Origin of the sequence: Streptomyces sp. NPDC051662 (genome assembly GCF_040681655.1) — a bacterium.
In the GTDB taxonomy this organism is placed as follows: Bacteria; Actinomycetota; Actinomycetes; order Streptomycetales; family Streptomycetaceae; genus Streptomyces.
This window is the reverse complement of the sequence record NZ_JBFAZD010000007.1, coordinates 356,275-370,000: the sequence shown is the minus strand read 5'-3', so window position 1 is coordinate 370,000 and position 13,726 is coordinate 356,275. Positions and strand designations below refer to the sequence as shown.

General features: G+C 70.9%; 12 protein-coding genes. 11 read left to right on the top strand and 1 reads right to left on the bottom strand.

Annotated features, from left to right (window positions below):
- Nucleotides 1-51: 51 nt before the first annotated feature.
- Nucleotides 52-507, bottom strand: a complete 456-nt coding sequence (locus AB0M67_RS14985) for a MarR family transcriptional regulator (protein WP_365745771.1) — start codon at nucleotides 505-507, stop codon at nucleotides 52-54.
- Nucleotides 508-666: 159 nt separating this feature from the next.
- On the opposite strand from AB0M67_RS14985, the gene AB0M67_RS14980 reads away from it, so the two are divergent.
- The 11 genes from AB0M67_RS14980 (at nucleotide 667) to AB0M67_RS14930 (ending at nucleotide 13,723) form a co-directional block, all read left to right on the top strand.
- Nucleotides 667-2,136: an MFS transporter gene (locus tag AB0M67_RS14980; RefSeq protein ID WP_365745770.1), complete on the top strand. Its 1,470-nt coding sequence runs from the start codon at nucleotides 667-669 to the stop codon at nucleotides 2,134-2,136.
- Nucleotides 2,137-2,334: 198 nt separating this feature from the next.
- Complete coding sequence (locus AB0M67_RS14975) at nucleotides 2,335-3,381, top strand: LacI family DNA-binding transcriptional regulator (protein WP_365745769.1); 1,047 nt, start codon at nucleotides 2,335-2,337, stop codon at nucleotides 3,379-3,381.
- Nucleotides 3,382-3,395: 14 nt separating this feature from the next.
- On the top strand, nucleotides 3,396-4,355 hold the full coding sequence (locus tag AB0M67_RS14970) for a sugar ABC transporter permease (protein ID WP_365745768.1): 960 nt from the start codon (nucleotides 3,396-3,398) through the stop codon (nucleotides 4,353-4,355).
- The gene (locus tag AB0M67_RS14965; RefSeq protein ID WP_365745767.1) at nucleotides 4,352-5,263 is read left to right on the top strand and encodes a carbohydrate ABC transporter permease; all 912 of its coding nucleotides are present in this window, start codon (nucleotides 4,352-4,354) and stop codon (nucleotides 5,261-5,263) included. Before AB0M67_RS14970 ends, AB0M67_RS14965 begins: the two co-directional genes overlap by 4 nt.
- Nucleotides 5,263-6,582, top strand: coding sequence for a sugar ABC transporter substrate-binding protein (locus tag AB0M67_RS14960; RefSeq protein ID WP_365745766.1), 1,320 nt, complete (start codon nucleotides 5,263-5,265; stop codon nucleotides 6,580-6,582). The genes AB0M67_RS14965 and AB0M67_RS14960 overlap by 1 nt, the downstream gene beginning before the upstream one ends.
- Nucleotides 6,583-6,619: 37 nt before the next feature.
- Nucleotides 6,620-7,732: an ADP-ribosylglycohydrolase family protein gene (locus tag AB0M67_RS14955; protein ID WP_365745765.1), complete on the top strand. Its 1,113-nt coding sequence runs from the start codon at nucleotides 6,620-6,622 to the stop codon at nucleotides 7,730-7,732.
- 89 nt (nucleotides 7,733-7,821) lie between these two features.
- On the top strand, nucleotides 7,822-9,000 hold the full coding sequence (locus AB0M67_RS14950; RefSeq protein WP_365745764.1) for an ADP-ribosylglycohydrolase family protein: 1,179 nt from the start codon (nucleotides 7,822-7,824) through the stop codon (nucleotides 8,998-9,000).
- Entirely contained in the window at nucleotides 8,997-10,169 is a 1,173-nt protein-coding gene (locus AB0M67_RS14945) for an ADP-ribosylglycohydrolase family protein (RefSeq protein WP_365745763.1), read from the top strand. The genes AB0M67_RS14950 and AB0M67_RS14945 overlap by 4 nt, the downstream gene beginning before the upstream one ends.
- Nucleotides 10,169-11,608: an ADP-ribosylglycohydrolase family protein gene (locus AB0M67_RS14940; RefSeq protein WP_365745762.1), complete on the top strand. Its 1,440-nt coding sequence runs from the start codon at nucleotides 10,169-10,171 to the stop codon at nucleotides 11,606-11,608. The genes AB0M67_RS14945 and AB0M67_RS14940 overlap by 1 nt, the downstream gene beginning before the upstream one ends.
- Before the next feature lie 76 nt (nucleotides 11,609-11,684).
- Nucleotides 11,685-12,905, top strand: coding sequence for a CoA transferase (locus AB0M67_RS14935; RefSeq protein ID WP_365745761.1), 1,221 nt, complete (start codon nucleotides 11,685-11,687; stop codon nucleotides 12,903-12,905).
- Entirely contained in the window at nucleotides 12,902-13,723 is an 822-nt protein-coding gene (locus tag AB0M67_RS14930; RefSeq protein ID WP_365745760.1) for a CoA ester lyase, read from the top strand. The genes AB0M67_RS14935 and AB0M67_RS14930 overlap by 4 nt, the downstream gene beginning before the upstream one ends.
- The last annotated feature ends 3 nt before the right edge of the window (nucleotides 13,724-13,726 follow it).

Genomic DNA, 13,726 nt, shown 5'->3' with positions numbered 1-13,726 from the left:
AAGACGGCGGCCGTCTCTTCCGAGGACGGCCGCCCGGTGGTCCGCTCCGTTTCAGACGCGGGGCCAGGGCCTGCCGCCGAGGCGTTCGATGTCGGTGTTGAAGCGCTTCAGATAGGCGGCGAAGGCGACGATGTCCTCCTCGGGCCAATCGGCCATGACCCGGTCCAGGGAACGGACGAAGCCCTCCCTCTCCTCGTCGAGTACGCGCGCGCCCTCCGGTGTGAGGCGGAACTTGCGGGCCATCCCCCCGTCGGGGTCCGGGATACGCTCCGCGAGTCCGGCGCGTACCGTCGCGGCCGTCTGCCGGTTCAGGGTGGAGGCGTCGAGCCCGAAGGCGTCGCTGAGTTCGCCGATCGACATCGGTCCCTGCACGCGGATACGGCTGAGCAGGATGTAGGCGCTGCGCTCCAGCAGGGCGTCTTTGCGTCGTCCGCCTCTCTGGTTCAAGAACGTGTGGCGGCTGAGCAGCATCTGCTCGTACTCGACCTCGTGCGTGGCGCCGACCATGCGTATGTCGCCTCCTGCCTCTCTCGCCCGTCATTGTCGCACCGCGTCCGGACGACCCGTACTCCTCACCCATATGAATCATGCACGTAAAGTGGAAGTTGCAGTCAGTATGTACGATGCACAAACACTTTCCGGCCGTACATTCATAGGAGTCCCTTGATGGACGCCCCACAGCACGCCTCCCGTTCGGGTGGCGTGGTCGCCACGCTTGCGCTCGCCGGCACCACGGCGGCGATCATGCAGACACTGGTCACGCCGCTCATCGCGGAGCTGCCGCGGATTCTGGGCACCACGCCGTCGAACGCCACCTGGGTGATCACGACCACCCTCCTCGTGGCAGCCGTCTGCGTCCCGGTCGTCGGCCGCCTGGGCGATCTGCTCGGCAAGCGCCGCATGCTCCTCGCGTGCTCGGTGCCGCTGATCGCGGGCTCGGTGGTGTGCGCGCTCTCGTCCTCCGTCGTGCCAATGATCATCGGGCGCGGTCTGCAGGGCATGGGAATGGGCATGGTGCCGCTGGGGATCGCCCTGCTGCGCGACGTCGTTCCGGCGCAGAAACTCAGTTCGTCCATCGCGCTGGTGAGCGCCTCCATGGGGATCGGCGGCGGCCTCGGTCTGCCGATCGCCGCGGCGGTCGCCCAGTACGCGAACTGGCGCGTGCTCTTCTGGGGATCCGCCGTACTGGCCACGGCGATCGCCGTACTGATCTGGTTCCTGATCCCGGGCGTGCCCGCCGCCAAGGGTCAGCGTTTCGACGCGCCCGGCGCGCTCGGTCTCGGGGCCGGTCTGGTCTGTCTGCTGCTCGCGATCTCCAAGGGAGCCGACTGGGGCTGGGGTTCGGGGACCACGCTCGGCCTGTTCGCCGCCGCCGTCGTGCTTCTGATCGGCTGGGGCGCGTGGGAACTGCGTACGACCGACCCGCTGGTCGACCTGCGCACCACGGCCCGCCCCCGGGTGCTGCTCACCAACATCGCCTCGATCTTCGTCGGTTTCGCGATGTACGCCGGCATGCTGGTGATGCCGCAGCTGCTGCAGTTCCCCGAGGCCACCGGCTACGGGCTGGGGCAGTCGATACTCGCGTCCGGTCTGTGGATGGCACCCGGTGGCGTGATGATGATGATCGTCTCCCCGCTCGGCGGCAAGCTGACCAATGCCTGCGGCCCGAAGGTCACCCTGCTCAGCGGAGCCCTGGTCATCGCCGCGGGCTACGGGCTGTCGCTCGCGCTGATGGGGTCCGCGTGGGGAATCATGCTGGCCATCATGGTGATCAACAGCGGTGTGGGGCTCGCCTATGGCTCGATGCCGGCACTCATCATGAGCTCCGTCCCGCTCTCGGAGACCGCCGCCGCGAACAGCTTCAACACACTGATGCGCTCCCTGGGCACGTCCGTCGGTGCCGCCGTGATCGGCCTGGTGCTCTCCCAGATGACGACCAGCATCGCCGGCCGGAGCATCACGTCCGAAGGCGGCTTCCGTACCGGCCTGCTGATCGGCTGCGGCATCGCCGTGGTCTCGGCCGCGATCGCGGCCGTCATCCCGGCCGTACGCGATATCGCGGCCGGCTCGGAGAAGACCCCGGCGGCCCCCGAGCCGGAGAAGTCCACCGTCGAGGCCGGCACCATCGGACGGTAGCTGAAGTAGCCGGGCTTTACCGGAGTTGAGCGCCAGGGCGGACACGGGCCGGAGCCCGCGTCCGCCTTCTCCTATGAGATGCGTCACATTTACTGTCTATTGACGGTAAGGAAACGTGACAGCAATATCTGTAAACGTTTCCAGTTGCCGGAAACGTTTACAGAATCCGGAAGCCAACGGACGCAGGGGGCCAAAACGATGCCGAGGGCACAGAGCGGCGGTCAGCCGACCATCGTGTCGATCGCCGAACGCGCCGAGGTGTCCATCGCCTCGGTCTCCCGTGTGCTCAACGGCCTCGGTGCCCGCCGGGACACCGTCGAGAGGGTGGAGCGGGCCGCGGCCGAGTTGGGCTATGTGCCCAACGCGGTGGCCCGCTCCCTCAAGGACGGCAGGACACGGCAGTTGACGTTCGCGATGCCCGACATCGGTAACCCGGTGTACGTCGCGATGGTCCGCGCCATCCAGTCCGTCACCAAGGCGGCCGGTTACCGGCTGCTGCTGCACTCCACCGACGCCGTGGTGGCCGACGAACTCGCCGTGCTGCGCAGCCTGGGCGACCGCACCAGCGACGGCCTCATCATCTGCCCCATCCGGATCACGGACGAGCATGTCGAGGCGCTGCGCTCCGCGGCCGGACCGGTGGTCGTCATCGGTTCGCTCCCCGACGATGTGCCCGTGGACAGCGTGCGCGCCGACTCCGTCGCGGGCGCCGCCCTGGCCGTGCGCCATCTGTACGAGACCGGCCGGCGCCGTATCGCCTTCGTCAACGGGCCTTCCGACACGGTCCCCGGCCGCAACCGGGACGAGGGGTTCCGCACCGCCATGGCGGAACGCGGCCTCGAATACGACGACTCGCTCGTCGTACACACCGATTTCGGCATCGACTCGGGAGCAGAGGCCGCCGAGAAACTGCTGGCCAACAGCGCCTCCCGGCCGGACGCCGTGTTCTGCGCCAACGACCAGCTGGCACTCGGCGTCGCCCGTGCCCTGCACTCCAGGGGCCTGCGCATCCCCGAGGACGTCGCCGTCGCGGGGATGGACGACAGCCTGCTCGCGCAGGCCGGCTGGCCCCCGCTGACCAGCGTCGACCTCGGCTCCACCGAGCGCGGCCGACAGGCGGCCGAACTCCTGCTGGAACGCCTTCGCACCCCTGACGGCACGCGCCCCGCAGCCACCCGCACCACCACCGCCCCTCCCCGCCTCGTCGTCCGCGCCTCCACCGCGCCGACGGCGGCCACTAGCTAGAGGACAAGGTCCCCATGAGTCTCACCGCCTCCCGGGCCAAGGCCGTCCCGGGCAGCCGCGGCACCCCACCGCCCCGCACCCCCGCCCAGCGCAGACAGGCCCTCGGCCTGGACCGGGACGCCTGGTTCCTGCTGCTTCCCGCGCTGATCCCGATCCTGGTACTCAGCGTGGGCCCGCTCCTGTACGGCGTCTCGCTCGCGTTCACCGACGCGCAGGCGGGACGTACGGCGGCCACCCAGTTCATCGGGCTGGACAACCTTCTCGACCTGCGCCACGACTCGCTGTTCTGGGAGTCCTTCCGCATCGGTCTCGTCTGGGCGGTGTCCGTGACGGCGCTGCAGTTCGTGCTGGCCATGGGTCTCGCGCTGCTGCTCAACCAGAATCTGCGTTTCCGCTGGCTCGCCCGGACGCTGGCGCTCGTACCGTGGGCGATGCCCGAGGTCGTCGTCGGCATCATGTGGCGGCTCGTGTACCACTCCGACGCGGGTGTCCTGAACAAGACACTCACCCAGCTCGGCCTCATCCACGAGAACGTGGACTGGCTCGCCGATCTCTCCTACGCGCTGCCCGCGGTCATCGCCGTCGGCGTCTGGGCGGGCATGCCGCAGACCACGGTCGTACTCCTGGCCGGTCTGCAGAACGTTCCGCACGAACTGCGTGAGGCCGCCCAGTTGGACGGCGCCGGCCTCTGGCGCCGCTTCACCACGGTCACCTGGCCCGCGCTCAAGCCGGTCGTCCTCGCGATCACTTCGCTGAACTTCATCTGGAACTTCAATTCCTTCGGCCTGGTGTACGTCCTCACACAGGGCGGACCGGGCGGGCAGACACGGCTCCCGATGCTCTTCGCCTACGAAGAGGCCTTCAAGTACGGGCAGTTCGGCTACGCGGCCGCCATGGGGCTGGTCATGGTCGCCGTGATCGCGGTCCTGCTCACCCTGTTCCTGCGCAAGAAGCTGAAGGAGGACGCGGCATGAGCGCGACGTCTGCCCCGCCCAAGGCCCTGCCCACGGCCCCGCCCGCGGCCCCCTCCAAGGCCCGGCCCAAGATCCGGGCCCTGCGTGCCGCGGGCCGCACCGGCCAGTACCTGGCGCTGCTGTGCTTCCTGGTCTTCCTGGCCTTCCCGCTCCTCTGGCTGGTGTCCACGTCCTTCAAGTCGCCCCAGGAGCTGGGCTCGATCAACCCGACGTGGCTGCCGGTCGACCCCGGTCTCGGCAACTACCGCGCCGCGTTCGAGGCGCAGCCGCTGCTCCACTCGGCGCTCAACAGCCTTCTCGTGGCGGTCAGCGCCTCGGTCATCTCCGTGTCGATCGCCGTCCCGGCCGCGTATGTGATGGTCCGCTACAGAACGCGGGTCAGCCAGGCGGGCACCGTCTGGATCCTGGTGAGCCAGATGTTCCCGTTCGTACTGGTGATCATCCCGCTGTTCCTGGTCCTGAAGAATCTGCACCTGATCAACAGCCTCGCCGGCCTGATCATCGTGTACGTCGTCTGGAATCTGCCCTTCTCGCTGTGGATGCTCCAGGGCTACGTCAAGTCGGTGCCGCGCTCCCTCGAAGAGGCCGCGGCGATGGACGGCGCGGGCCGGCTGCGCACGCTCGTCAGCGTGGTCCTGCCGCTGCTCGCGCCCGGCCTGGTGGCGACGCTGATGTTCTCCTTCGTCACCGCCTGGAACGAGTTCTTCTTCGCCCTCGTGCTCCTCAAGTCTCCGGAGAACCAGACGATGTCCGTGATCCTCACCCATTTCATCGGCGCCGAGGGCGTGGCGGACCTGGGCCCGCTGGCGGCGGCCTCGGTCCTCGCGACCATCCCCAGCCTGCTCTTCTTCGCGCTGCTGCAGCGCCGGCTCGTGGGCGGCATGCTCAGCGGGGCGGTGAAGGGCTGATGCGTATCCGTACGAAGCGGCTGAGCGCCTGTGCGGCCTCGGCCCTCGCGCTGACCCTGGTCGCCGGGTGCAGCGGCTCGGGGCCTGACTCCTCCGACGGCCGGATCACCCTCGACTTCCTCAGCCTGGCCTGGCAGAAGGAGTCCGTCGACGCCAACAAGGCGCTCGTGCGGCAGTGGAACGCGACCCACCCGGATATCCAGGTCAGATACGTACAGGGCAGCTGGGACAACATCCACGACCAGCTCCTCACCTCCTTCGAGGGCGGTGAGGCTCCCGACATCATCCACGACGACGCCTCCGACCTCACGGACTTCGCGAACGGCGGTTACCTCGCCGACCTCGGCGACTATCTGCCGGCGTCGCTGCGTGAGGACATCCCGAAGGCCGCGTGGGACACCACGACCTACGGCAAGGGGACGTATGGCGTCCCGTTCGTCCAGGAGCCACGCGTCCTCATCGCCAGTACGGAACTTCTCCGCCAGGCGGGGGTCCGCGTCCCCACGGCCCAGCATCCCTGGACCTGGGGCGAGTTCGAGGACGTCAGCAAGAAGCTGACACGCGACAGGAACGGCGACGGCAAGACCGACCAGTACGGCGTGGCCTGGTCCATGAAGGAGCCGGTCGCCCAGTCCGTCAACCTGTCGCTGTCCACCGGTGGCAAGATCTTCTACAAGGACACGGACGGCAAGAACGAGATCCGCTACGACAACGCCGACTCGTCCGTCGCACGGCTGATCGACCGACAGGTCAACGAGGACCGAACCGCGCCCAAGAACGGCCTCGGCATGTCGGGGTCGGACACACTGCCCGGCTTCTTCGCCGGCCGCTACGCGATGGTGCCGCTCAACTTCTCCTTCCGCCAGCAGGTCCAGCAGCAGGCTCCCAAGGGCTTCGACTGGACGGTCCTGCCGATGCCCACCGGCGAGGGGGAGCCGACGCAGGGCACGATCCCGCAGACCCTCTCGGTCGCCGAGGACAGCCCGCACAAGCGGGCGGCGGTCGACTTCATCGCCTTCCTCAACCAGCCCGAGCACCAACTGCGACTGGCGCGCGGTGACTGGCTGCTGCCCACGAGTACCCAGGCCCTCAAGGACCCGTCCCTCAACACCGACACCTATGGATGGAGGACCGGCGCCACCATCGCGGCCGGTCTGCGCGCGTCCCCGGTGCTCGGGGTGCGCGGCTACGCGGAGTGGAAGGACAAGATCGCCACCCCCGCCTACCAGGAGTACTACAACAACGCGTTCGGGATCGCGGAACTGCGAGAACGCCTGGCGGACGACGGAAACCGCATCCTCGACCGTTATCAGCGCTGAACCCGAGCACAACCCCAGAAAAGAGCACGAACCCAGCATGAGTGTCAGCCTCGACTCCGATCCCGCCCCGTCGGCCGAGGGCGCGCCGGATGCCCGCGGGCGCCGTACCGCCCCCTTCTCCCGGCCCGCGTCCGCCGCCGCTGTTCCGCTCCGGGATCGCGCTCGCGGCGCCCTGCTCGGCCTCGCGGTCGGCGACGCGCTCGGCGCACCGGCCGAGAACATGAAGCCCTCCCAGATCCGTGAGCGCTGGGGCCGTATCCAAGGCTTCGTCTCGGACGACCCGGCCGGTACGGACGACACCGAGTACGCGATCTTCTCGGGTCTGCTCCTGGCCGACCACGGCTCCGCTCTCACCATGGCCCATGTCGAGGCGGCCTGGCACGAGGGGATCGCCGACCGTGACGAAGGGGCGTTCAAGGGAGCCGGGTTCAGCGAGCGCGGCACCCTGGAGAACCTGCGCCGTGGTCTCGCCGCCCCCATCTCCGCTCAGCACAGGCACGCCTGGAGTGACGGTCTCGCCATGCGCGCCGCGCCGTTCGGGGTGTACGCGGCGGGGCGTCCGGCCGAGGCGGCCCGTCTGGTCGCGATCGACGGCACCGTGTCGCACGACGGCGAAGGCATCCTCGGCGGCCGGGCGGTGGCGGCGGGCGTCGCCGCGGCCATGGTCAGCCACACCCCGGACGCGGTCGTGCAGGCCGCGCTCTCCGTCGTACCGGACGACTCGTGGACGGCCCGCTCACTGCACCGCGCGGTGTCGGCGGCGCGCCGGGCTCGCCGTGATCCCGGCAGCACTCAGTTGTCGCGGGAGCGAGGGGTGCGCAAGGCCGTCGTCATCGGGGGTTATCCATGGACGGATCTGGCGCCCGAGGCGGTGGGCCTGGCGTTCGGCGCGTTCGCGGTGGCCAGGGGCGACTTCCGCGAGTCGGTCCTGATCGCCGTCAACATGGGCCGCGACGCCGACACCACGGCCGCCGTGGCGGGCGCCCTCGCCGGCGCCCTGCGCGGCGAGTCCGCGATCCCCGCCGACTGGGCGGGCACCATCGGCCCCGTACGCGGCAGCTGTCTCCCCTCCATGGCCGGCCGGCACATCCTCGACATCGCGGACCGGTTGACGCCCACCGCACAGGACCGGCCCGGGACGACGGCGTGACCAGGTCCTGTCCGGTCGATCCGCACGGATCCGGACACCGGGACAGCGCCGTCGTACCGCCCAGTACCACCGAAAGGCCCCTCGCTCTCATGCTCCCCGCACCAGCGGACGCCACCCACCGGATCGAGGGCCTGCTCCTCGGCATCGCCGCGGGTGACGCCGCCGGTTGGCCCTCCGGTCGGCACCGCGCCGCCCGGCTGCCCGACTGGACGCGCCGCCTCACCCGCGAACTGGACACCTTCGCCGAACAGAACGCGACGACCACCCTGCCGGTGCCGATCGCACTGAACCAGCCCCCTGAGCCGCTGCGCCTCGGCCCGTCCGACGACGCGGAGTGGGCGGCCTTCACCGCGCTCTCCGTTCTCGGCGCCTACGCCGACGGTCTCGGGGACCTCCCCGCCGACCAGCGCGTACGCTCCGCGCTCTCGCTCGCGTGGAACACCCTCGCGGACGAGATAGCGGCGGCGGCGGACCGCGCGGACGAGATCGAGTCGGCCGAGATGCCGCTGCGCGCCCGTATCTCCGTACGGGCCGGCCTGGGCAATCTCGCCGCGGGTCTACGGCCTCCCGCGACGGGTCACGACAACCCGCACTACTTCGATGACGCGGCCTGCGTACGCGCCGCGGTCCTCGCGGTCGTACACCCGGGCGAGCCGCGACTCGCCGCTGATCTGGCCGAGTTCGACGCGCGCTACACCCAGGACGGCGACGGTGTGCACGGCGCCCGCGCCATGGCGGCGGCCGTCTCCGCGGCGCTCGGCGGCGCGCCCGTCGACAGCTGTGTGGACGCGGCCCTCGCCCAACTGCCCGAGGGCACCGAGATCCACCGCAACGCGGTGCGCGCCGTCGGCCTGGCCCGCACCGCGGTGACCGCGCACCCCGGCCTGCCCGGCAACGCGTTCGCCCTCGTACCCGTGCTGGAACACGAGATCGTCGACCACGTCTACAGCTATGGCATCGCCGCGGCCGAAACGGTGCCCGTCGCCCTCGCCGTCGCCACGGCGGCGGCCGGCGCCGTCAGCGAGGCGGTCCCCACCGCGGCCTGTCTCTCCCGCGTCGCCGACTCGGCGCCCGCCCTGGCCGGTGCCCTCACCGGCGCGCTCGGCGGCGGTGACGCGTTCCCGGAGAGCTGGCGTGCGGCCTGCCGCACACTCGCGGGCTGCGCGCTGCCGCGCCTGGCCGGTACCGACCTGATCGGCCTGGCGGAGCGCCTGGCCACCATGAGCAGCCCGACCGTCTCCCCCTCTCCCGAAGGAATCCCCGCATGACCACGTCCAGCAACCCGACGAGTCCCATTCCGTCCCTGGAGGACCGCACCGCCGGCGCCCTCGTCGGAGCCGCCGTGGGCGACGCGCTCGGCGGTCCGGTCGAGGGCTGGACCCCGGAGGCCATCGCCGAGCGGCACGGCGGCCGGGTGCGCGGCATCGTGGAGCCGTTCCACAAGGACGAGTGGAAGACCGCGCGGCCCATCGCGCCGTACCACAAGGGCGATGGCCATGTCACCGACGACACCTTGATGACACACGCCCTGATCCGTGTCTACGAGAAGGTCCGCGACCACCTCGACGCGTACGCGGTCGCCGACCATCTGGTCCCTGACCTGATCACCAACCCCCGGTGGATCCCGGAGCTGGAGGCCGAGGCACTGCCGCTCCAGCGCATCTTCCTCGCGGAGAAGTGGATCGTCGCCCGTATCCACTACGGACATGTCGACCCGCGTGAGGCGGGCGTCGGAAATATCGTCAACTGCGGTGCGGCGATGTACATGGCGCCGGTCGGCGTGGTCAACGCGGGCAACCCGCTGAAGGCGTACGAGGAGGCGCTGGAGGTCGCGGGCGCGCACCAGTCGTCGTACGGCCGCGAGGCGGCGGGTGTCTTCGCGGCGGCGGTGGCCTCGGCGTTCACACCGGGCGCCACGCCCGAATCCGTCGTCGAGGATGTCCTGAAGCTAGCGAAGGACGGTACGAGGTCCGCGATCGAGGCGGTGTGCGAGGTGGCGGCGCACCATGACGACTTCGAGGACGCGCTGGCGCCGCTGCGCGAGGCCGTGGCTCCGTTCGACACGGTCGGCCCCGAGTACCGCAAGCCGTCTCTCGGCGCCCGCCGCCCCTCCCGGCTGCACTCCATCGAGGAACTGCCCATCGCCCTGGGCATGTTGCTGGTCGGCCGCGGCGACTTCCGGCACACGGTGCTCGGCTCGGTCAACTACGGCCGCGACTGCGACTCGATCGCCACGATGAGCGGCGCGATCGTCGGTGCCCTGTACGGCGAGGGCGCCGTGCCCAAGGAGTGGAGCACGGAGATCGCGCGGGCCAGCAGGCTGGATCTGCACGCCCCGGCGCTCTCCCTCGCCCGCGTCACACGCGAGGTGTACGCCCGCGACCTGGAGCGGCGCCGGGCCCATGAGGCCGCCTTCACGACGCTCGCGGGGTTCTGATGCTGCGTCTGACGTGGGTACAGCCGGAGGATCTGGTCGGGCACGAGTTGCGCCAGGCGGCCCAGGACGGCCGTGACGCGACGGACGTCGAACGCCGCTGGATCGCGGCGGGCGGCCATCCGGCGCCGGAGCGAGCCGGCGCGTCACCGGACCCGGCCTCCCCCGAACTCAGGGCGCTCGCCCAGGAGCTGCTGGACGAGCTGGCACGGCTCCCGTCCCCCCTCGCGGCAGTGGAACCGGCCGTGTTCCAGATCGGTACGGTACGTGAGGGCAGGCCGTACGGGCGGCAACCGGAACCCGGACCGGAATCAGAGTCGAGACGGGAGCCGGGACCGGACTCGGACCCGGGACCGGACCCCGACCCGCGATCGGAGACGGAGCGCCTGCACGCGGCCTGGCTGGGCCGGGCCGTCGGCTGCGTCCTGGGCAAGCCCGTGGAGAAACTCCCCCTCGACGGTATCCGCGCCATCGCCCGCGACACCGGCAACTGGCCCCTGGGCACCTGGTTCACCGAACGGGACCTGGACCCGCGGATCGCGGCGGCGTACCCCTGGAACCGCCGCTCCCGCCCCACCTCCCTCGCCGAGAACATCGACGGCATGCCGGAGGACGACGACCTCAACTACCCGCTCCTGGGCCTGCTGCTGCTCCAGCGCCACGGCCACGACTTCACCACGGGCGACGTGGCGAAGCTGTGGCTGGACGAACTCCCGGCGGCCCGTACGTTCACCGCCGAACGCATCGCCTACCGCAACCTCCTGGACGGCCTGGAGCCACCGCACACGGCGACACACCACAACCCGTTCCGCGAGTGGATCGGCGCACAGATCCGGGCGGACATCTTCGGCTGGACGCACCCCGGCGACCCGGCGAAGGCCGCCGAACTCGCCCGCCGGGACGCGATGTTGTCCCACACGGCGAACGGCGTGTACGGCGAGATGTTCGTGGCGGCGGCGATCGCGCACGCGGCCGGCCCCGCCCCCACCACGGTCCACGAAACCCTCGCGACCGCCCTGGCCCACATCCCGCCGGACTCCCGCTACGCGCGGGCGATCCGCTTCGGCACCGAGACGGCGCGGGCGGAACCCACCGGCACTCCGGCCGGCTTCGAGCGGGTCGTCGACGCGCTGCACGCCCGCTACGCCCACGACCACCACTGGGTGCACGTCCTGCCGAACGCCGCCCTGCTCGCCGCCGCGCTCACCCACGCCGACGGCGACTTCACCGGCTCCATCTGCCGTGCCGTGTCGGGTGGTTGGGACACGGACTCCAATGGCGCGACCGCCGGCTCGATCGCGGGCCTGCTCGCGGGCAGCCCGGGAGCGCTCGGTGAGCGCTGGACGGTCCCGCTGAAGAACCGCCTCGCCACCACGGTCGGCGGCTTCGACGGCATCGGCTTCGACGAACTGGCCCGCCTCACCCTGGAGGCCCGCGCATGACACGTCCGACCGCCCTCGGCCCGGCCACCATGACCCCGGTCGCCTTGACCCCGGTCGTCAACGTACGGAAGGCACGATGAACGAGACCTCGCTCCCCCGGCCACCCCGGCACGACGGCCCGCTGGCGGGCCTGCGTGTCCTCGATCTGGCGACGCTCTTCGCCGGTCCCCTGTGCGCCACGATGCTCGGTGACTTCGGCGCCGAGGTGATCAAGGTGGAGCACCCCCGCAAGCCGGACCCGTCCCGCGGCCACGGCCCGTCGAAGGACGGCATCGGCCTGTGGTGGAAGCTGCTGGGACGCAACAAGAAGAACATCACGCTCGACCTGTCCACCACCGGCGGCCGGGAGGTACTCCTCAGACTGGTCGCTGAGTCCGATGTCCTGATCGAGAACTTCCGCCCCGGCACCCTGGAGAAGTGGAACCTCGGCTGGGACGAGCTGTCGGCCGCCAACCCCCGTCTCGTCCTGGCGCGTATCACCGGCTTCGGCCAGTTCGGCCCGTACTCCAGGCGCCCGGGATTCGGCACCCTGGCCGAGGCGATGAGCGGCTTCGCCGCGATCACCGGGCAGCCGGACGGTCCGCCGACACTGCCGCCGTTCGGCCTCGCCGACTCGATCGCCGCGCTCTCCACCTCGTACGCGGTGATGGCCGCCCTGCGCGGCCGGGACGAGGCGGGCCGCGGCCAGATCGTCGACATGGCGATCATCGAGCCGATGCTGACGATCCTCGGCCCCCAGCCCCTCTGGTACGACCAGCTCGGCTACGTACAGGAGCGCACCGGCAACCGCTCCGCGAACAACGCGCCGCGCAACACCTACCGCACCGTCGACGGCAAGTGGGTCGCGGTCTCGACCTCCGCGCAGTCGATCGCGGAGCGTGTGATGCGTCTGGTCGGCAGGCCCGGGTTCATCGACGAGGACTGGTTCGCCACGGGGTCAGGCCGTGCCGCGCACGCCGACGAGCTGGACGAGGCGGTCGGTTCGTGGATCGCGGCGCACACCCGCGACGAGGTCGTGACGGCCTTCGAGAAGGCGGAGGCGGCCATCGCCCCGATCTACGACATCCGCGATGTGATGGCCGATGAGCAGTACCGGGCGCTCGACTCGATCACCGAGCTCCCCGACCCGGACTTCGGCACGGTGAAGATGCAGAACGTCCTGTTCCGGCTCTCCGAGACCCCGGGCTCCATCAAGTGGACGGGGCGCCCGCACGGCGCGGACACGGACGAGATCCTCAGCGGAATCGGCCTGACGGACACGGAGATCACCGCGCTGCGCTCGGCAGGTGCGGTGTGACCGACCACGCGTATCTGACCTGGCTGTACGTTCCCGGTGACCGCCCCGGCGTCGTCGCCAAGGCCCTCGGCTCCGGGGCCGACGTGGTGCTTGTCGACCTGGAGGACGCCGTCGCCCCCGACCGCAAGGGCTACGCGCTCGACGCGACCGCCGAACTCCTCGCCGACAAGCACGAGGTGCCGGTCCATGTCCGCGTCAATGCCCTCGACGGTCCCCTCGCGGAGCGGGAGATACGCCGTCTCACCCCGCTGCCCGGCCTGGACGCGCTGCGCCTGCCGAAGGTGACCGGCCCGGACGACCTCACCCGCGTCCTGGACTGGGCGGTCGAAGTGCCGCCCCTGTACGCCCTGCTGGAGTCGGCGCTCGGCATCGAGCACGCCTACACGATCGCGGGCCATCCGAGTGTGCACGGCATCGCGCTCGGCGAGGCGGACCTGCGCGCCGAGCTCGGCGTCACGGACGCGGCGGGCCTCGCCTGGCCGCGCGGTCGCGCGGTGGTCGCGGCGCGGGCGGCGCGACTGCCGCCCCCGCCGCAGTCGGTGTACCCGGACGTCCGCGACACCGAGGGCCTGGCCCGCTCCTGCGCCGAGGGCCGCGCGCTGGGCTTCCTGGGCCGCACGGCGATCCATCCGAGGCAACTCCCGGTGATCGAGGAGGCTTTCCTGCCGACGGAGCCGGAGGTGGCGGCGGCCCGTGAGATCGTCCGGACGGCGGCGGCGGACGCGGGCGCCCTGGCGCTCCCCGACGGCCGCTTCGTGGACGCGGCCGTCGTCGCCGACGCACGACGGCTGCTGACGCTGACGGAACGCCGGGGCTGACCC

Bases quoted from the DNA above. Each gene is read 5' to 3' on its own strand.
- AB0M67_RS14980 (WP_365745770.1), top strand. From the start codon at position 667: ATGGACGCCCCACAGCACGCCTCCCGTTCGGGTGGCGTGGTCGCCACG.
- AB0M67_RS14960 (WP_365745766.1), top strand. From the start codon at position 5,263: ATGCGTATCCGTACGAAGCGGCTGAGCGCCTGTGCGGCCTCGGCCCTC.
- AB0M67_RS14955 (WP_365745765.1), top strand. From the start codon at position 6,620: ATGAGTGTCAGCCTCGACTCCGATCCCGCCCCGTCGGCCGAGGGCGCG.
- AB0M67_RS14940 (WP_365745762.1), top strand. From the start codon at position 10,169: ATGCTGCGTCTGACGTGGGTACAGCCGGAGGATCTGGTCGGGCACGAG.
- AB0M67_RS14935 (WP_365745761.1), top strand. From the start codon at position 11,685: ATGAACGAGACCTCGCTCCCCCGGCCACCCCGGCACGACGGCCCGCTG.
- AB0M67_RS14950 (WP_365745764.1), top strand. From the start codon at position 7,822: ATGCTCCCCGCACCAGCGGACGCCACCCACCGGATCGAGGGCCTGCTC.
- AB0M67_RS14945 (WP_365745763.1), top strand. From the start codon at position 8,997: ATGACCACGTCCAGCAACCCGACGAGTCCCATTCCGTCCCTGGAGGAC.
- AB0M67_RS14985 (WP_365745771.1), bottom strand. From the start codon at position 507: ATGGTCGGCGCCACGCACGAGGTCGAGTACGAGCAGATGCTGCTCAGC.
- AB0M67_RS14970 (WP_365745768.1), top strand. From the start codon at position 3,396: ATGAGTCTCACCGCCTCCCGGGCCAAGGCCGTCCCGGGCAGCCGCGGC.
- AB0M67_RS14965 (WP_365745767.1), top strand. From the start codon at position 4,352: ATGAGCGCGACGTCTGCCCCGCCCAAGGCCCTGCCCACGGCCCCGCCC.
- AB0M67_RS14975 (WP_365745769.1), top strand. From the start codon at position 2,335: ATGCCGAGGGCACAGAGCGGCGGTCAGCCGACCATCGTGTCGATCGCC.